Below are 16,524 nucleotides of genomic sequence, written 5' to 3' on the forward strand. Positions count from 1 at the left end.
CTACGCCTTCCTGCTATATGAACTCATCTTCACAGACAAGCTTTGCATATCTTCCTCATGGCGTCTATTCATTCTATCGAGTTGATCCTTGTGAGACTCATTGAGTTGTGCAATTTTGGCCTCATACTTCATTGCCAGCGATTCTTGCTGCATCTTAATGGCCTTCTCACGATCATCCGTACGCTGACTGTTCACACCTTCAATACGTTTGAGTTCGCGATCTTGCGAATCCTTGAGCTGGGCAATTTTGTCCTCGTAATTTTTCACAGTCTGCTCAAGTCTCGAGTTAAAAGTCGCTTCCATATTTCTAAAACGCTCCGTCATGACTTTATTTGTCGCCACCTGATCGGCCACCGTTTTATCGCGGTAACTATCCATACGATTGAGATAGTTAGATTTTACTTTATCCAAAGACTCCGCGTAGTACTTATCCAGGACATTCTGATTCTTATTACTCAAATCCAGAATTTTTTGCACACGGCCTTCTGCATTATTTGAAACTTGAGTCACTTGATCTTTATGCTGTTGAGCTAAATTTTCACGTTCTTCACGATGACGTGAGTTTGCTACGATCATTTGCGAACGGGCTTCACGGTCCGCAGATCTTAGCAACTTGCTATTCTCATTTAGAACCTTGCCGATACGCTCATTATTGATATCCTTCATTCTATCAATAGCGTCTTCTTTTTGATCTTCTAAAAGATCCATGCGCTTTTCGTAAGCCTTCGTTAAATTACGACGTTCAATTCCGCGAAGACGTTCATTTTTAGAAATCTCATTATTTAATTTGCTATTAAGACGATAAATCTGACTGTCACGGGAACGCACTTGAGAGTTCAAACGCTCGTTCACGGAATCACGAAAGACTTCATTCTGGTGATCCATGTCTTCTCGTTTTTCAGACAAGGCATTCTCGTACTTGTCGCGCAAATCATCACGTTCACTATTCATGATCATCTGCTTCATCTGGATGGAATCACTGTATTCCTGATCCTTATTTATCATCGTATCAGTGTACTTTTGCGACCAACGAACGTTATCAGCTTCCTTTTGACGTTCAGTTTCACGAAGACGGGCTTCATAACCACGGCGTATTTCGCGCGCTTCACGATCGCTCGATTCTTTCGCATCCAGGAAACCGCCTATCAATCCATCACGCTCTTTCTCGTGCGCCGTATTTAACTTTCTCGTAACATTGCGAACTGTTTCTTGGGAGAGTCGCTGATTCTCTTTAGCCATTTCAGCAAAGCGTTCATCCTGCTTTGCCATCTCGTTGCCCATTTTTTCTCGGATATTCGCTTTTTGGCTCTCAGAAATATCGCGTTGCTTATTTAAAGCTCCTTCATAGCTATTGCGCTGCTCAGCTTGATTGGCATGAGCCTCTTCCATCTTACTGCGAATAGATTCGCGATAGGTTTGACGAACCTCATCGATTTTGCGATTATTTTCAAAATCTTTTTGCGTTAAGGCCTCTCGATTACGTTCCTTGAGTTCCGCAATTCGGTTCTCGTAATTTTCAGTAATTTCTTGAAGACTATCATTGTGACGCTTTTCAAGATTTTTAATCTCGGCGCGACGGCGCTTAACATTTTCATTTTCGCGGTTCTCATACTCTTCACGAGTTTGGCGAACTTTTTCGTCCTGACGCGAACGATCCGATGATGATGAAATAGAAGACATCCTATCCTCCCAGACCACAGATTAACATGAGGCTTGGGAAGAAACTTCAATTCAGATTCATGGGAATTTAAAATTAAGACCGAAGTCTAGCGCTCAAAGACTCTTTGGCGGTAGAGTTCTTTCATTTGACGAAGCTCGGCCGCTTTGCGCTGCTTTTTTTCATCAAGAAGACGCTGCTTTTCTTGCTCCGAGGCGATTTCCCGCTGCACAACCGTTTTATAGATCAGGCTGCTTTTTTCAGCCAAGTCACCCCAGTTTTCGCGCACGTGAACCACTTCTTTAATGAAGTCGTTTTTACTTCCGCGATACAATGAGTTCCAAAGAGGCAGATGCTCCTTCATATCAATCGGCTGAATCATGCCATAATCAGAAATGCCTTTTGAATTTACTCCTGCAATCCAGAATTCAAAACCTTCAGGAACTTCCAAGGATTTCCCATCACGCAAAGTCACATGCAAAGTGGCGTCGATATTACGAACTAAAACCTTGTCGCCTTTTTCGACCACCCAATACTGACCATGGGAAGCTTTCATCGTGCCGTAAAGAGTTTCAACTTCAACACCCGCGCCCTTTTCCAGCCACAAATTCCCTTTGACCAAACGCCATTGCGTTGGCGACAAACGAACCAAAGTAGATCCTTCACTGGCATGAACCTTCTGTGATTCCTGCAAGAGATGGAAAGCCGATCCAGTCACCTGAATCGCACAAGTTTCTTTAGATTTTAAACACGCCGAAGGTTGCTGCAAAACATCGCCAGAAGCCCGGACTCGAACTTCCATTTGAAAAGCCAACAAGAAAAGAGTAAGACGAATCCACTTTTTCATCGATACTCAACACTTTGCGCAAGTTTTCTAGCTTGTTTCTTGAGGTCTTCATTTTTAAAACTTTTAGAAACAGTCTTATAGATTTCAGAGGCTTCTGCTGTTTGATTGTTCATCTCACTGATCTGGCCCATTCTTAAAAGAATAAAACCTGTCAGATCATGCTGCGGGTACTGAAGCACCATGTTGTCGATCTCAGAAAGACTGCTGCGGAAATCCTTTTTCAGGAAATAGCTTTCAGCAATAAAGAAATGAGCTTCAACTCCATGCTGCGACAATGGGTATTTATCCAAAAGACCGTAAAACTCTTTGATCGCTTTATCGTAGTCTTTGTTGTTAAAGAACTTCTTTCCCTTTTCATAAAGTACAGATGAAAGATCCAAAGACGCTTCACTGGCCGGAGATCTTACCACGGCGGAAAGATTGCGAAGTTCATAATTTGCTTGAAGTTTTTTATCGTCAGGAAGTACTTGAGCGACTGTTTGTTGGAAATCTTTTAACTGATAAGTTAAAAGAGCATTGTTAAACTTCTCTTTTTCCACTTGTTTTTGCAATTGAGACAAGCGCAATTCATATTGATCGTGACCATTAAAGTGTCCAACGAAGGCCGCATACGCTCCAACAAATCCAACTGTCAGACACAAACAGAAAACAACGAATAAAGAGTTTTGATTCTTCATGTCTCACTTATCGGCAAAAACCGATAAAAATTGAGACTGTCCTATTTTGAGACGGACTTCTGGTCGTAGGTATAGACCACTCTGGCATCGAGGTCTTTCCACTTTCCATCTTTCAATTGTTTAGGAGCCACTCGCCCTTCCATCACCATCAGTTTTTTATCCGCATGGGAATACCATAGATATATAGGATCCACTAACGCTGCAATAACAAAGCTCGTCGGCTTCATACGAAGCTCCATCCACTTGCCATCTTTAGAATCTACGTCCTTCATTTTCTGCAAAGTGAATCCCACGGTTTCGAGACGATCCCACACAGCAAAACGCACATCCAATTTTTTACCTTCAGCAAGGCGATCCCAGTTTTCCGCCACGAAGGCATTGAAGTTTGCCGTCGCGAGAACCGTGCCTTTGATTTTCTCTTCCGCCTGTTTCTTTTTTCCTTTGCCTTCGTATTCAAAGCGAATCACATCGCCTTCGATAAAAAAACGTCCTTTTTCTTGAGTTTGTCCTTGTGTGATTTCATAGCGCAGAACTTGCGCTCCCTTTATCAGACCTTCTTCACGAACGACTTCTTTCCCGTCCACGTCTTTGTAAGAGGCATTGCTATGCACACCATCTTCCTTCGTGGAGAGTTGCAGATCTAGAGTGTAGAGTTTATTTGTCGACTTAAGATCATGCAGAACAGCCGTCGTTGTTGCCTCTTGGGTGAAACCTAAAAACGGCATAAGAAGAGCCATCAGAACTGCCACTGAAAACCTCCAGGATGTTTGTCTATGATGATAAGGAAGCCTATATTAAAAACAAGCATGATACTTAACATTAAAGAAGGTTTCTGCATCACATCCTAGACGACTGAGCTCATTTAACTTGACCATTTTTGACCAGAAATCTAGGTTAGGATTCTTTGAGTTAAGGACAAGTGCCCATGAACAAAGCTCAGCTGGTTGAACTCGTTGCCGAAAAAACAAAGACTACAAAAAGCCAATCCGAACAGATTCTCGATGCCACACTCAAGGTGATTCAGGAAGCTCTCAAAAAGGGTGATGAAGTGAAGCTTGTGGGCTTTGGAACTTTCTCGCGCAGCGCACGCAAACCACGCCAAGGCCGCAATCCAAAAACGGGGGAAACAGTTAAGATTCCAAGCGCCTATGTTCCCCGCTTTAAACCAGGTAAAGATCTTAAGGATGCTCTAAACTAACAAGAGCTGCAAACTCGGGTCTGTCTTTCACGCGACTCCAACCACTCAGACCCGCCTTCCAAACATACTGCTGCCCAGAGACCACTCTCTTCTGCAAACACTCGCGAATTTCTCGAACTGAAAATGGGCCTTCTTGCAAAGTCCCCTTACCGTCTGCCGTAGGAACTAAAAGAACCCACTCCTTTTCATCCTCAAGAATGTCTTGGCCGTAAATAAAAGATTGAGTCGCTGGAAACAAAGTGATTTCAAACACACCCCACTCACATGCAGGCTTCCAAGATCCGTCAGCATCATTGGAGATCAGCTCCTGAGGCCCGACTTCTCCGCGATGAATTCGCGCACGCATTTCTTCATAACTCAAAGGACCTTGAGGTTTTAAATTCACATTGTAGTACCAAGAATTGTTCTTCATAACTTTTCCCTCTTGCTATGAAACGGCGCTGGCAACGATTCAACCACTTCTAATATGTCGTAGTATGCCACGTTAAAACTCTCACTATCCACTGACTTTTTAATAAAACTTAAAATCGTCAGCGGAGAGATTAATTTTTTGCGATATCCACCGTAAAGTCGCTCCCCTAACATTCCACCCAACAGATTTGCTGCCAACAAGTAGCTCCATTTTTTCCGCGGGCGCGCTTGCAACCGATGTTGCGGAACACCTGTGATCACCATCAGCTCATGCATTTTTTGTGCAAGCGCCAATTGCAAAGCCTCTTTCCCCAAATCCGAAGGTCCTCGCGAAGAGAGACTTGCTTTGATATCCGCAATCGTATCCGTTTTTCTTTTATGATTGATGATTTTAGATCCGAAATACGCAACACCTTCAATCCATATTAAACCCAGAAAATCTTGAGGAACATCACTCAAAAGTTTTTTTGCTCCGCTGCTATGAGCATGCACGTAGCGCATCGCCAAAGACGCCGCGTGATTGACCGTGGCACGAGCCAGATAAGCCGCGCCAATTTCAGGCAAATAAAATGAAACCTCTTCTGCGATCAAAGCCTCAATCCAGCGCAAAGTCTTCGCATCGTAACGCTCTCGAGCCTGAGTCCAAAACGAAGTATCTCGCGCCGTATAGACTGACAAGTTCGCCTCGGAAACAGAAAGACCTAACTCTTCAGAGATGATCTTCACGTAACGACCCACGTGATCCGTGTAGTCCAAATACTCGTCCTCATCGTCGTCGTCATCACCCAGTTCCAAATCATAGGCTTGCTCAAGATACATCAAGTAGTTTTGCCATTTCACCCAGGGCGGCACACTCATCAGACAAAAGACATTTTGCGAAATTCGAACCAAATCCGTGGAAGCTTCCAACTCACGATTAAGAAGCTGAAAGTAAATATGTTCGGAGTTTTGAAAAATACGCAGAATCTTTTTTGAAAACGAGCGGCCCAAAGCATTTTCAATCTCTTGAGGAATATGCCCTGCAGCCAAATGCAAATCCCCATAGATAACGAAAACCAAATGATCAGGGTTCTGCTTCACAAGCTCTGCGATTTTTTTTCCCGCAAAAACATCCCGAGATTTCAAAGTTGCGGCATTGCGTTTTTTATAACTCTTATTCAGCCCACACACGGAAATCTTATGTTTCTGAGCCCAACGCAACAACGGACGATAGTGCTCCCAAGGAAATCCCCATTTGCTTTGCCATTGAATGGCCTTTAGAAACTCTCTTTCCGACATCTTTCCAGACAGATACTTGTTAATCTTTTCCTGATCCGCGGCTTCGAAGAACTCCACCGCCAGAGTTACTTTTCTCTCCTTAGGAAGATGTCTTAAAATCCGCAACTGTGCTTTTTGCGATTGATGAAGCGCGTGAAAATCACCGATCATCACGACTTGGGATTGAGCCACCTGCTCCCACAAAGCTTCTTTCGTTGAAGCCGTCCATTTTTTCGAGAATTCCTTGTCATAGACCTTGCGGTAGCGCATCAACTCTGGAGTGTCCTCTCCTAAGCGATGACGAACCTGCCTTTCCATTTGCAGGTAGAGATCTTTGCGAATACGTATCCACTTTTGAATGTCGTTCAAGCTGTCTTCCTTGATAGCGTCTAAAGGCATTCTCATTTTTACATAATTTTGATTGCTTTCAAACACGAAACTACGCTTCAATGGGGACATGAAAAACACAGCCAGTAAAAACAAATTCCTTCTTTTGGCCTTGCTTTCAACATTGATTGCCGTAGGCGTTCATTTTTACCTCACGCAACACTATTACGCGCTTAAGTTCGGCGGAGCTGAAGGCGGATCTGTGTGTAATATCAATGAAGTGATGAACTGTGACGCTGTGACGGCGAGCAAATACTCTGCCTTTTTGGGTGTTCCGATGGCTCTTTGGGGTGTTGTCACAAACCTCGTGCTTCTTTACTTCCTTTTAGTCACTCGCTTTAACATGGTTCAAGATCGTGCAAAGACCTCTCGTTATGCGCTTTTGATCTCCGGAGGTACCGTTTTAGCATCTGTCGTGATGGGCTTGATCTCAACGACGATGACGAATCTTTGCATTTTCTGCATTAGCGCCTACGTTCTTTCGTTTATCGGATTCTTCGGCACTTGGATGGGAGCAGAAGATGTGAGCGTCGCTAATCTCGTTGACGACATCAAGGACATCTTTGTTTCAGAAAGATGGGTTGCAGGATTTCTTGTAGCCATCCCGGCTTTCGCTTTTCTAGGAAATATTATGTACCTTGAAAGCCATGGTTTTTCTGAAATTGAAAAAGTGGCCAAAGAGAAAATCGCCTACTGGCAAGCTTCTCCCCCACAGAACTTTGATCTTTCTGCCGGACTTATTTTGCAAAAAGGCACAGCTGAACCTGTTATGACAATCGTGGAATTTGCTGATTTCCGCTGTCCACATTGCAAACATGCGGCTCCGTCCCTTCATGCCTTTACAAAAAGTCATCCCGACGTAAAGTTTATCTTTAAGCCTTTCCCATTGGATGGAACTTGCAACGAAGCCATCACTGGTGGTGGCGACGGTATTTCTTGTGGATTGGCATCAGCAGTTATGTGTGCTGAAAAAATGAGCCAAAAAGGCTGGGCGGCCCACGACTATTTCTTTGAGAATCAAATGGAAATTATCCAAGCCCAAAACTTGGATAAAAATCTTGAAGATGTCTCAAAGGCTGCGGGACTTTCTTTGGAAGAGTTAAAGACTTGTGTGAAAGATTCAGGAACTCAGGAATTGATCCGCAAAATGGCTAACGAAGGAAAAACAGCACAGATTCAAGGAACTCCAACGGTCTTTGTGAATGGAAAACTTCTTAGTGGTGGGCAACTGATTCCGGTCTTGGAAGCTGCTTACAAAAGTTTGAAATAGATCTGCTTCAGTTACGGCGGCCCGCCGCCTACACTCTGCGCTCTGCCGGGCCCTTTAGAAACCAATCTTATCGGCGAGCCAATTGGCTACTTGCCCAAAAGCATCATCGAAGACAAGGTAACTTGTCTTCGCCAAGCCATGAACGATCTCTAGCCAGAATGCCAGAGCGACAATGGCTACAACGGCAAACCATGCAGCCCTTACAACATAAATTGTCGAACGAACATCTTGCACGCGCAAATCGCCTTGGATTTTTTCAACAATTTTAAGAACATACTGAAGCTCTCTAAAGTGTTCTTTGAACTTCTCGCGCAATTCTTGTTGTTTGGCGCGGGTTAAAGAATTAATCCCCGGAAAACTGCGTTTTGCTTTGATTGCATAAATCAAATCAACAGAGTGATGGATATAACGAGTGATCTTAGATTGAAAATTGGGATACTCAGAGGGTTTTTCAAGAAAGTCTTTAAGTTCTTCGATAGCGCGATCATAGCGCTCATCTAAAACCCAGGTCAGAATATTGAAACGCAAAGATTCTGGCTTTCCCAAGTCAGCGCGATCGACACCCACATCAAAAAACGCGGCATCATCCTGTTTTTTTACTTCTTCAACTGCATTGCTGGCGTCTTTAAGTGCGGGTACTGACATACTTTTCTTTTCGGAATTTTGTTCAATATGTTAAGGGATTTTAGCGCTACCAAGGTCTAGTCTTACGACCTTGGTTTGACTAAACTCGACTCATATTGAGATTATTAAATCTGGGCGACCTAGACTTCATGGAGGAGGGCTATGGAAACCGAATTCCAAACGGCGAAATTAGGACATCTCGATTTTGATACGGCGGAAGCCGAAGCAGCACCAACACTGGTGGGACGCATTCCACTTCCGGATGAGCTTCCCAGAAGGAATGACTTTAGTCATCTTCCTAAAGAGATTCTTAAATCATCCACAGTTGAAAATCTGATCTCACAAAATGAAGATTTGATGGCGAGACTGAAGGTGTCGCTCCGTCGTCTTTCCATCCTTGAAACCGAAAATCAAAAATTGAGCGAAGAGGCCAACAAGGCTCGCATGTCTCAGTCCTCCATCACTGATCAGATTCTGGTCTGGAAGGAAAAAGACAATCTTTGGAGACAAAAGATCGATCAGCTTGAAAGAGAAAAGGAAATCTACTCTGAAAAGTTGCGCGCACTCCAAGAAAAAGCGCAAAACATGGGAGCTGAACTGACTCGTCATGTGAAATACCATGATCGCATCAAAAATCAGGTGAAACCTTACATCTCTCAACTGAAAGAGTATTCCCGCACCCAGGACATCAAGGTTCACGAGCTGGAAAGCACTCTTGCACAAAGAGAAGCGCAATTGCGCGATCTTCGTCATCAAATTATCGAAGTGACTAAAAACTCTCGCTATCAGGTTGAAGCTTCCGAGAAAAAAGCCCAAGAAATGGTGCAATTCTACGAAGAACAAATTCAAGGCCTGAACCGCGAGTTGCAAATGCTTCACCAGATCCAGGAAGAACTGGAAGTGAAGTCTATGAAACTTCATGCCGCTCTTGAAAGACAAGATGCTCTTGAGAATGAAGTTGTGACACTTCGCCGCACTAAAGAAGATATGAAAGAGCGCTTAGAGAAAGAAATTGAGCGCCAACAAGAACGCATGAGTGAACTTTCCCGCCAAAATCAAAAATTAGGCGTGGAACATGCTGATTTGCAGATCCGTGTCGTTGAAGACCAAGAAAAGATCCAAAAGTTGGAAAAGGAAAACTTCCAATACATGGAACAACTCGAAAGCCTTCGCTATATGTGGAATGCTAAGAATGAAGAAAACGAAAAGCTCAAGGTTGCTGCAGCCGCTTTAGAGCGCCTGAACCTTGAGCTCAGCCAAAAACTCAACGAGTTGCGTAAACAGGACGGCTTCTAAAAGTAATTTTAGAAGCTCTGCAATGCGCCTTCAATGCTTTCATGCACTTCAAGGTTCGCACATTCCGAAAAATTAAAAAGGCGTTGGAAATCAGGGTTTAAACCCGCGATTTTCACGCTCAATCTATTTGTAGAATTAAGATCATTAAGAACACCAAAAAAATTCTGAATTCCTGAAGACCCAACAAAGTTCAGGTTCTTCATGCAAAACACCACTTTTCTATCTGAAAAGTTCTGCAGGCAGGCTTTTTTAAAGGATTGTGTTTTTTCAATTTCAATGCGACCGCTCAAAGACACAACGGTGATATCGCCGTCGAGCACGAGTTTGATTTCCATTAATGACCTCATCATTTGTTTGACTCATGGAACTTGTCGGCCTGATTTCGTGACGTTTTGAGTCCAAAAAGAGGCCAGGGAAATGTGGATTTCAACCTCGACAAACGCCCAACTGGTCCCTACAATATGCTGTGCTTCAGAGCTGGATCGTCTTGTTTTCATTCTTATTTGTTTCCGTATTTGCGGAAACTCCCCTATGGGCTGCCGAACCCACGGCGAAAATCCATGGCATGCTTATCAACGCCGAAAGTATGTATGGCGACAATGAAAAAGACACCGCAGAGCTTGAAGGCAAAGTTCAAATCGTTTTCCAAGGACAACATCTTAAAGCCGACAAAGCCCGCGTCTACCGCCGTTCACGCCAGGTTGAACTTTATGGCAATGTCGAAATCATGGATGCGAAGAATACGATCGTCGGCGACCAAGTTTTTCTCGATTACGAAAATAACACCGGCGTTATTTATAACGGATATGTTCAGTCAGGTTCCGTGATGTTTGCAGGAACTCTTCTGCAAAAAACCGGAGAGTCTGAATACATCGTAAGTTCCGCAGACTACACAGCTTGTACAAACTGCCCCGCCTCTTGGAGTTTTTCAGGAACCACCGTCCGTGCCGAGTTGGGTGGTTACGCCTATATCAAAAATGCGGTTCTTCGTTTCGGCCATGTTCCCGTCTTCTGGCTTCCCTACTTGATTGTTCCACTTAAGAGCGACCGCCAATCGGGAATTTTAACTCCAAATTTCGAGGTTTCTGAAACGGGGGGTTTTGCTTTTTCAATCCCTTACTTCTGGGCGATTTCAAGAAGCAGTGATGCGACGATTGAAGCTAAGGACTACGCAAAGAGGGGCCTTAAAGCCCTCTTCGAATACCGCTATGTCTTAAATGAAAACTCCTATGGCTCCTTAAATGCGGCAAGTATTTTCGATAAAGCTTTTGCCGACGATCCCCGCCTTAATACTTACCGTCCCTACTCACAACAAAACGATCCCATTGACCGTTGGTTTGCACGTTACAGTCACTACTATGAAATGCCAGACGGCGGGATTCATAGAGCCCAGATCAATTTAGCTAGCGATTTGCAATACTCTAAAGATTTTCCAGAAGAGACTTTGAATTTCGGTGACTCTGCCATGGAAAATCGTGTGTCTTATACAAAGAACACCCAAGATCAACACTACAGTGTTGATGGTTCTTACTACGTCAACATGCTTCATGCAGATCCCTTATCTGGAAATGAAGATGCCGTTCACCGCCTCCCCGAGTTGCGTTTTGCCCAAGCTCAAGAAAATATCGGCGACACGAATTTCATTTACTCTTTTGATTTGAATTACACGAATTTCGGCAGAGCTGGAAATGCCTACGATGACATGGAAGAAGTCACCGTTGATGATGCTAAAATTCGTTTTCCAAAAAATACCTGTCACGATCCTAAGTGGGAAGACAATCCCGCTTGCAAAAGAATTTATGATGGCACTTACGATCCGTCCATCGATATGATTCGCACGGGTCAGCGTTTGGACTTCCGCCCGACAATTTATTATCCGATAAAGTTAGGTGAAGGCCTCGATCTTCTTCCAAAATTGAGCTACCGAGAAACTCACTACAATTTCAATGTGGAAGAGAATCCTTACTTAGTTCGTCGCTATCTGCGCACGGAACTTAGCACGCGCATGAACTTCAGCCGTATCTATGGCGACACCGTCAGCTCCAAAGCCACTCGCTACAAACACGAAATCGTTCCCGAGATCACGTACAGCCGCTTACCTTGGTTTTCTCAGGCAGATCATCCCTTCTTCGGAACAGGAAATTTATCTGATGCGCCGTTTTCCTCTCGTGACAGTATCAGTGACTTGGATATCGGCAGCGACTTCGGAGTGCAGTTTGACTACAACGACCGTATCTACGACCGCAATCTCGTAACACTTTCATTACTTAATAAAGTGACAGAAAAACGTTGGGTCGGCGACCGTCCTGAATATCGTCAAATCGGTTACCTTCGTCTTTCTCAATCTTACGATGCCTCTCAAGAAGACCGAAGCACTGAGAACTGGTCCGACTTAACAGCTACTTTGGATATGCGTCTGGATCATTTCCAAACGTATTCGATTTTCAACTATTTCCCTTATCAAAATGTGACTAATGCTTCGTCGCGCGTGCGCCTATTGAACGACCAAGGTCAGTTCTTTCAAGTACAACTGACTCGTCAGTATAAAATCACTCCTGGTCAGGCTGTCGACACAAGCACACGCCAAGAGGATTATACTTTCTCTGCGGGGTTCATTTCCCGTTATATCAACTTGATGGGGAAATTTGTATACGATGCTAACTGGGCTGCCTCTGAAAAAGGAACCCAAATTAAATCCTGGGCCTATATCGCTCAGTTCAAAGCACCTGGGGATTGCATGAGGATCACCTTCGTCAACGAGCAGGTTGTCGGCAGTGACACAAGATTTAAGCTGAACTTTGAATTCACGTTCGATGGGACACCGAAACCACCATTGCCTCCGGAGGCTTTGGAAGCATACGGCTTCTACTAAAATGAAAATACGGTGCTAGTGATTTGAACTCCATCGACTTTTCCCTCGCTGAATGAAGGAAAAAGAGCGAAGTCGGGTTGTTGGTATTTTTCAGGTTCTTTATTGGCTTGATACAAACCGTAGGCAATCCCCGCATAAAGACCGAGTGAAGCTCCTTTAGCAACGTTATTCCAGGATTCACTGGGCTTATCCGTAAAAGCGAGACTGACTACTCCCGCACCAGCTCCTGCAAGAGTACCCCAGGCGCAACTTTTCAAGAAAGCCTTAAGATCTTGAGCGAAGACCACTTGAGTTTGAAAAATAAGAACGCAAAGAATAAGTGCGAATTTTTTCATACTCTATTGTCCCCTTGCTTCCGCCCCCTTCGTCAACCACTGATATCTTCAATGATAGTGACCACCCCGTCTTTTGTGACAAAGGCCCAGTGCGCCACCACGAGAGAATCCAAACGCTCCGCTAAAAACTGCAGAGCGCGTGTTAAGCGTGCCTTTTGTTTTTTCGAAATTCGATGAGGCTGAAAATCCGCAAGGTTGGCGGTCTTCACCTCCACCATAAGCGCGTGACCTTCGGGAGTTTTAAAAATCAAATCTACTTCAGCAAAAGGAGTTTTCACTCTTTGCCCAAGAAGTTCGTAACCTTTTCGTTCATAAAATTTTTGGACGTGTTTTTCAGAATCAAGCCCACGCTGGTGGGCCCAATAAATATTAGGCGGTAACGTATTCTTTAACGCCCGCGAAGGACTTTCTGTGCACTTCACATGGACCGTGCGTGACGATGCTTTCCATGTGGACTTGTGTTGAATAGCCTTTGTGCGCTTCAAATCCATAAACTGGATATTTCGCTCCTAGATCTTTCATCAAACGATCTCGAGTGACTTTAGCAACAATGGATGCCGCTGAAATTGGAGCCACACGCAAATCGCCTTTAACGACCGTCGTTTGTTCAAATCCCACAAGCCCCGGAATTTTCATATTGCCATCAATCAGAACGTGTCCACCGGAAACACCTAGATTTTCAATCGCTCTTTTCATCGCCAGCAACGAAGCTTGAAGAATATTGAGTTCATCAATTTCTTCCACTGTTGCATAACCGATACCCACGTGATGTTCTTTTAAAATAAGTTCGGCAAGTTCTTCGCGACGTTCTTCGGATAAAAGTTTTGAGTCAGTAACAAGATCAGCTAAGGCATCCGATTTAAAAATCACAGCAGCCGCATAGACTGGCCCCGCAAGGCATCCACGCCCTACTTCATCAACGCCAATGACTGGTGCCGGTAAAAACTCACGCCATTCCACTTTAGGATAAACTTCCTTTTTAGATTTCTTTACTGCTGTCTTGTTTCGGGCTCCTGCCCTCAACCCCTTCGGGGCTGACGCGAAGAAATCCCCTTGTGGGATTTCTTTCTTAGATGATGTCTTTTTTGATACTGCCATAATTCCGTAGCTATCCCAAATCGTTAGAACGAAGAAATCTCATTCCGAGATTTTTCTCGACGGATTTTAGCCACAGGGCTAGCCATTGGTCACCGAGGAACGACCTGCATAAAAGAAAAAGACCTAGAACATGAGTCCTAGGTCTTTCTGAATTTAAAAGTGACTGATCTGCTAGAAAACTATTCTGCTTTAGCAGCAGAAACTAGTTCAGATTCGATCTTAGCAGCTTTACCTTCAAGTGAACGAAGGTAGTAAAGTTTAGAGCGACGTACTTTACCAAGATTCACAACTTCTACTTTATCAAGAGCAGGGCTTGCGAATGGGAAAGTTCTTTCAACGCCAACACCAGCAGAGATCTTACGAACTGTGAAAGTTTTTTGAGCGCCAGATCCTTGGATCTTAGTTACGATACCTTTGTAAAGCTGAACGCGCTCTTTCTCACCCTCTTTTACTTTAACGAATACGTTAACAGTATCACCAGAGCTGAACGCTTGGATATTTTTGTTAGCAGCTTTAACACTTACGCGACGAACCAGGTTTGTTTCTTTAGTAGCCATTGCTTAATCCTTGTAGCAGTCAATTTTCACAAAAAGTAAAATAAGGGTCTACCATGGACCCATTACTCGGTCAAGACAGATACTTACTGCCGATCTCACAGAAAGATGGCGGTAATCATTTGGGGGAGCCCCTCGAATACTCTCAAGGACTCCAGAGCAAGACCCAATAAGCTCTTCTGTCATGCCAAAGCCAGTACCAAATAGCATAAAAACGGGTTTCTTTTCTACATGCATTTCATTGCGCAGCTCAGCAAATGAGAATTTTTTCTTCGCCCACTCCACCCGAGCCGAAGTCGCAATCGTCAGACAATCCGGCACGTTCCAGTCGGCAAGAGCTTTCTCCACGCTCTCTGCCGTTTTTACGGGTCCTAGAGCCGTCTTTCTCATGGGATTGAATTTAGAGCCCTGCCCTGTTCTCCAGTGATCCAAAACTCGTTCTACGAACATGAGCTGCTCTTGCATGGGATGAATGATGTAATATTTTTCCACCCCATAAACCTGGGCTGCCCGGGCAATGTCATGGATGTCGAAATTGGTGATATTGGTCGCCACCGTTTTCTGAAGACGATCACGAACTGGATAGTGAACCAGGCCAATAGCAAGTCGAGGGACATAGGGAGTTTCAGCCATTCAAATCTTCCTCACGCAAATCTTCAAGACCCAGGGCCCGCTTCTCTTGAACCGACATCTGAGCGAAAAAACTCTTTAGCTCTTGCAAAGGAGCCGCCGTTTTTTTCTTCCTTGCCGCCTGATATTTTTCGTTCTCTTGTTGAAGATATTCTTTAAATAAATCGGGACGTTTTTTTAGTGTCACAAGTGCAGAGACTTTATGTTTCCACTCTTCAATCACTTTATGATTTCCGCTTAAAAGAACTTCGGGAACTTCCTGCCCTAAATATTCACGAGGTCTTGTGAAGTTAGGATGCTCTAAAAGCCCCTCGGAAAAACTGTCTTTATGAGCAGAATCATCATGACCCAACACACCTGGAATAAAGCGCGCCAAAGCATCGATCACCACTAAAGCTCCCAACTCCCCGCCGGACAAAACGTAATCTCCGATAGAGATTTCTTCGTCGACATAGGTGTTGATGATTCTTTGGTCGATACCGCCATAGCGGCCACAGATAAAAACCAGATGTTCTTCTTTAGAAAGGGCCCGAGCCGTTTCATCTGTCAGAGTTTTCCCTTGCGGAGACAGATAGACAACTTTGGAAGTCTTATGTTGCACTTTCTGAAGTGTTTTTTCGAGAGTCTCTGGCAGCATGATCATTCCATCACCGCCACCAAAAGGACGATCATCCACCGTGCGATGGCGATCGGAAGCAAATTCACGCGGAGTGTGCGCTTTTACAGAGAGAAGGTCACCCTTCAAAGCCTGACCGAGAACACCGTGAGACACGGCACTCTCAATCATCTCAGGAAAAAGAGTGATCACGTCTATCTTGAGCATTAAATTTTCTCGAGATCCAAAAGCCCTTCAGGCAAATCCATCACAACGGATTGATGTTTGAAGTCGATTTTCTTGATAAACGCATCGACAAAAGGAACTTCAACTTTCTTACCAGCGATTTCAACAACCAAAAGGTCTTGAACTCCGTTGGAAGAAAAATCAACGATCTCGCCAAGGACAACTTGTTCTGGATTTTTCAATTTGAAGTTTTTAATTTCAGAAAGGTAAATACCTTCACCTGGTTTTGAAACAAAGAGGTCGTCCTCAACGTAGAACTCCATGTGTTCAACACCTTCAGCCGCCGTGCGATCACCGATTTCGGCAGCTTTAACAATAAGACCTTTTTTGAAAGGCTTTGTTCTTTCCACTGTGAAGTTTTTAATTTCGTCAGAGTCTTTGGCTTTCAAACCAAAGTGCTTCATTCTTTTTGCCCAAGAAATGTCGCCAGAAAAAATGAGAACGTAAAGATCTCCTTTAAGGCCATGAGCTTCGCGAATCTTTCCTACCAATTTCATTTCGAACTCCAAAAACAGAAAGGGGTTGTTTGTGACAACCCCTTCCTTAGAGAATTAAATCTTTTATAGATTA

19 protein-coding genes are annotated in these 16,524 nt (G+C 44.0%); 4 read left to right on the forward strand and 15 right to left on the reverse strand.

Translation table 11 applies throughout. The annotated features are described in order from the left end of the window. From ACL934_RS10395 to ACL934_RS10410, 4 genes are all read right to left on the reverse strand, one after another. Positions 1-1,680: a hypothetical protein gene (locus ACL934_RS10395; protein ID WP_374073298.1), complete on the reverse strand. Its 1,680-nt coding sequence runs from the start codon at positions 1,678-1,680 to the stop codon at positions 1-3. A gap of 86 nt (positions 1,681-1,766) precedes the next feature. Then, a complete protein-coding gene (locus ACL934_RS10400; protein WP_374073299.1) occupies positions 1,767-2,504 on the reverse strand; it encodes a hypothetical protein in 738 nt (245 codons plus the stop codon). Further along, positions 2,501-3,181 (reverse strand): tol-pal system YbgF family protein, encoded by a 681-nt coding sequence (locus tag ACL934_RS10405; RefSeq protein ID WP_374073300.1) that lies wholly within the window; start codon positions 3,179-3,181, stop codon positions 2,501-2,503. The genes ACL934_RS10400 and ACL934_RS10405 overlap by 4 nt, the downstream gene beginning before the upstream one ends. Positions 3,182-3,222: 41 nt before the next feature. Next, a complete protein-coding gene (locus ACL934_RS10410; RefSeq protein WP_374073301.1) occupies positions 3,223-3,930 on the reverse strand; it encodes a hypothetical protein in 708 nt (235 codons plus the stop codon). 176 nt (positions 3,931-4,106) lie between these two features. Between ACL934_RS10410 and ACL934_RS10415 the strand changes: the two genes are divergently transcribed. Continuing rightward, a complete protein-coding gene (locus ACL934_RS10415; RefSeq protein WP_295900749.1) occupies positions 4,107-4,379 on the forward strand; it encodes an HU family DNA-binding protein in 273 nt (90 codons plus the stop codon). Here ACL934_RS10415 and ACL934_RS10420 read toward each other — a convergent pair. Both ACL934_RS10420 and ACL934_RS10425 read right to left on the reverse strand, forming a co-directional pair. After that, a complete protein-coding gene (locus ACL934_RS10420) occupies positions 4,360-4,791 on the reverse strand; it encodes a DUF4339 domain-containing protein (protein ID WP_374073302.1) in 432 nt (143 codons plus the stop codon). The genes ACL934_RS10415 and ACL934_RS10420 overlap by 20 nt on opposite strands. Further along, positions 4,788-6,452 (reverse strand): ChaN family lipoprotein, encoded by a 1,665-nt coding sequence (locus ACL934_RS10425; RefSeq protein WP_413612194.1) that lies wholly within the window; start codon positions 6,450-6,452, stop codon positions 4,788-4,790. The genes ACL934_RS10420 and ACL934_RS10425 overlap by 4 nt, the downstream gene beginning before the upstream one ends. 52 nt (positions 6,453-6,504) lie before the next feature. On the opposite strand from ACL934_RS10425, the gene ACL934_RS10430 reads away from it, so the two are divergent. Further along, positions 6,505-7,704, forward strand: a complete 1,200-nt coding sequence (locus tag ACL934_RS10430) for a DsbA family protein (RefSeq protein ID WP_374073305.1) — start codon at positions 6,505-6,507, stop codon at positions 7,702-7,704. Positions 7,705-7,758: 54 nt separating this feature from the next. Here the strand turns inward: ACL934_RS10430 and ACL934_RS10435 are convergent, their stop codons facing one another. Beyond that, entirely contained in the window at positions 7,759-8,349 is a 591-nt protein-coding gene (locus tag ACL934_RS10435; RefSeq protein WP_374073306.1) for a hypothetical protein, read from the reverse strand. A 141-nt stretch (positions 8,350-8,490) separates the two neighbouring features. On the opposite strand from ACL934_RS10435, the gene ACL934_RS10440 reads away from it, so the two are divergent. Further along, positions 8,491-9,624 carry a hypothetical protein gene (locus tag ACL934_RS10440; protein WP_374073307.1) on the forward strand — a complete coding sequence of 378 codons (1,134 nt, stop codon included), beginning with the start codon at positions 8,491-8,493 and terminating at the stop codon, positions 9,622-9,624. A gap of 8 nt (positions 9,625-9,632) precedes the next feature. Here the strand turns inward: ACL934_RS10440 and ACL934_RS10445 are convergent, their stop codons facing one another. Next, positions 9,633-9,959, reverse strand: a complete 327-nt coding sequence (locus tag ACL934_RS10445) for an STAS domain-containing protein (RefSeq protein ID WP_374073308.1) — start codon at positions 9,957-9,959, stop codon at positions 9,633-9,635. 152 nt (positions 9,960-10,111) lie between these two features. Between ACL934_RS10445 and ACL934_RS10450 the strand changes: the two genes are divergently transcribed. After that, positions 10,112-12,496 (forward strand): LPS-assembly protein LptD, encoded by a 2,385-nt coding sequence (locus ACL934_RS10450; protein ID WP_374073310.1) that lies wholly within the window; start codon positions 10,112-10,114, stop codon positions 12,494-12,496. Here the strand turns inward: ACL934_RS10450 and ACL934_RS10455 are convergent. The 7 genes from ACL934_RS10455 to rimM all read right to left on the reverse strand — a co-directional run bounded on the left by ACL934_RS10455 (position 12,493) and on the right by rimM (position 16,451). Further along, on the reverse strand, positions 12,493-12,831 hold the full coding sequence (locus tag ACL934_RS10455; protein ID WP_374073311.1) for a hypothetical protein: 339 nt from the start codon (positions 12,829-12,831) through the stop codon (positions 12,493-12,495). The two genes, ACL934_RS10450 and ACL934_RS10455, sit on opposite strands and share 4 nt — an antisense overlap. Before the next feature lie 32 nt (positions 12,832-12,863). After that, positions 12,864-13,253 (reverse strand): YraN family protein, encoded by a 390-nt coding sequence (locus tag ACL934_RS10460; protein WP_413612195.1) that lies wholly within the window; start codon positions 13,251-13,253, stop codon positions 12,864-12,866. Continuing rightward, complete coding sequence (locus ACL934_RS10465; protein WP_374073313.1) at positions 13,201-13,929, reverse strand: ribonuclease HII; 729 nt, start codon at positions 13,927-13,929, stop codon at positions 13,201-13,203. Before ACL934_RS10465 ends, ACL934_RS10460 begins: the two co-directional genes overlap by 53 nt. A gap of 179 nt (positions 13,930-14,108) precedes the next feature. Then, positions 14,109-14,486, reverse strand: coding sequence for a 50S ribosomal protein L19 (gene rplS, locus ACL934_RS10470; RefSeq protein ID WP_374073314.1), 378 nt, complete (start codon positions 14,484-14,486; stop codon positions 14,109-14,111). A gap of 48 nt (positions 14,487-14,534) precedes the next feature. After that, complete coding sequence (locus ACL934_RS10475) at positions 14,535-15,116, reverse strand: RNA methyltransferase (protein WP_413612196.1); 582 nt, start codon at positions 15,114-15,116, stop codon at positions 14,535-14,537. After that, the gene (trmD, locus tag ACL934_RS10480) at positions 15,109-15,936 is read right to left on the reverse strand and encodes a tRNA (guanosine(37)-N1)-methyltransferase TrmD (RefSeq protein ID WP_413612197.1); all 828 of its coding nucleotides are present in this window, start codon (positions 15,934-15,936) and stop codon (positions 15,109-15,111) included. The genes ACL934_RS10475 and trmD overlap by 8 nt, the downstream gene beginning before the upstream one ends. Then, positions 15,936-16,451, reverse strand: coding sequence for a ribosome maturation factor RimM (gene rimM, locus ACL934_RS10485; RefSeq protein ID WP_413612198.1), 516 nt, complete (start codon positions 16,449-16,451; stop codon positions 15,936-15,938). The genes trmD and rimM overlap by 1 nt, the downstream gene beginning before the upstream one ends. Positions 16,452-16,524 lie beyond the last annotated feature (73 nt).

The organism is Bdellovibrio sp. HCB-110 (assembly GCF_047323225.1).
In the GTDB taxonomy this organism is placed as follows: domain Bacteria; phylum Bdellovibrionota; class Bdellovibrionia; order Bdellovibrionales; family Bdellovibrionaceae; genus Bdellovibrio.

Bases quoted from the DNA above. Each gene is read 5' to 3' on its own strand.
- ACL934_RS10425 (WP_413612194.1), bottom strand. From the start codon at position 6,452: ATGAGAATGCCTTTAGACGCTATCAAGGAAGACAGCTTGAACGACATT.
- rplS (WP_374073314.1), bottom strand. From the start codon at position 14,486: ATGGCTACTAAAGAAACAAACCTGGTTCGTCGCGTAAGTGTTAAAGCT.
- trmD (WP_413612197.1), bottom strand. From the start codon at position 15,936: ATGCTCAAGATAGACGTGATCACTCTTTTTCCTGAGATGATTGAGAGT.
- ACL934_RS10465 (WP_374073313.1), bottom strand. From the start codon at position 13,929: ATGGCAGTATCAAAAAAGACATCATCTAAGAAAGAAATCCCACAAGGG.
- ACL934_RS10445 (WP_374073308.1), bottom strand. From the start codon at position 9,959: ATGGAAATCAAACTCGTGCTCGACGGCGATATCACCGTTGTGTCTTTG.
- ACL934_RS10435 (WP_374073306.1), bottom strand. From the start codon at position 8,349: ATGTCAGTACCCGCACTTAAAGACGCCAGCAATGCAGTTGAAGAAGTA.
- ACL934_RS10420 (WP_374073302.1), bottom strand. From the start codon at position 4,791: ATGAAGAACAATTCTTGGTACTACAATGTGAATTTAAAACCTCAAGGT.
- ACL934_RS10440 (WP_374073307.1), top strand. From the start codon at position 8,491: ATGGAAACCGAATTCCAAACGGCGAAATTAGGACATCTCGATTTTGAT.
- ACL934_RS10475 (WP_413612196.1), bottom strand. From the start codon at position 15,116: ATGGCTGAAACTCCCTATGTCCCTCGACTTGCTATTGGCCTGGTTCAC.
- ACL934_RS10415 (WP_295900749.1), top strand. From the start codon at position 4,107: ATGAACAAAGCTCAGCTGGTTGAACTCGTTGCCGAAAAAACAAAGACT.
- ACL934_RS10430 (WP_374073305.1), top strand. From the start codon at position 6,505: ATGAAAAACACAGCCAGTAAAAACAAATTCCTTCTTTTGGCCTTGCTT.
- rimM (WP_413612198.1), bottom strand. From the start codon at position 16,451: ATGAAATTGGTAGGAAAGATTCGCGAAGCTCATGGCCTTAAAGGAGAT.
- ACL934_RS10395 (WP_374073298.1), bottom strand. From the start codon at position 1,680: ATGTCTTCTATTTCATCATCATCGGATCGTTCGCGTCAGGACGAAAAA.
- ACL934_RS10405 (WP_374073300.1), bottom strand. From the start codon at position 3,181: ATGAAGAATCAAAACTCTTTATTCGTTGTTTTCTGTTTGTGTCTGACA.
- ACL934_RS10400 (WP_374073299.1), bottom strand. From the start codon at position 2,504: ATGAAAAAGTGGATTCGTCTTACTCTTTTCTTGTTGGCTTTTCAAATG.
- ACL934_RS10455 (WP_374073311.1), bottom strand. From the start codon at position 12,831: ATGAAAAAATTCGCACTTATTCTTTGCGTTCTTATTTTTCAAACTCAA.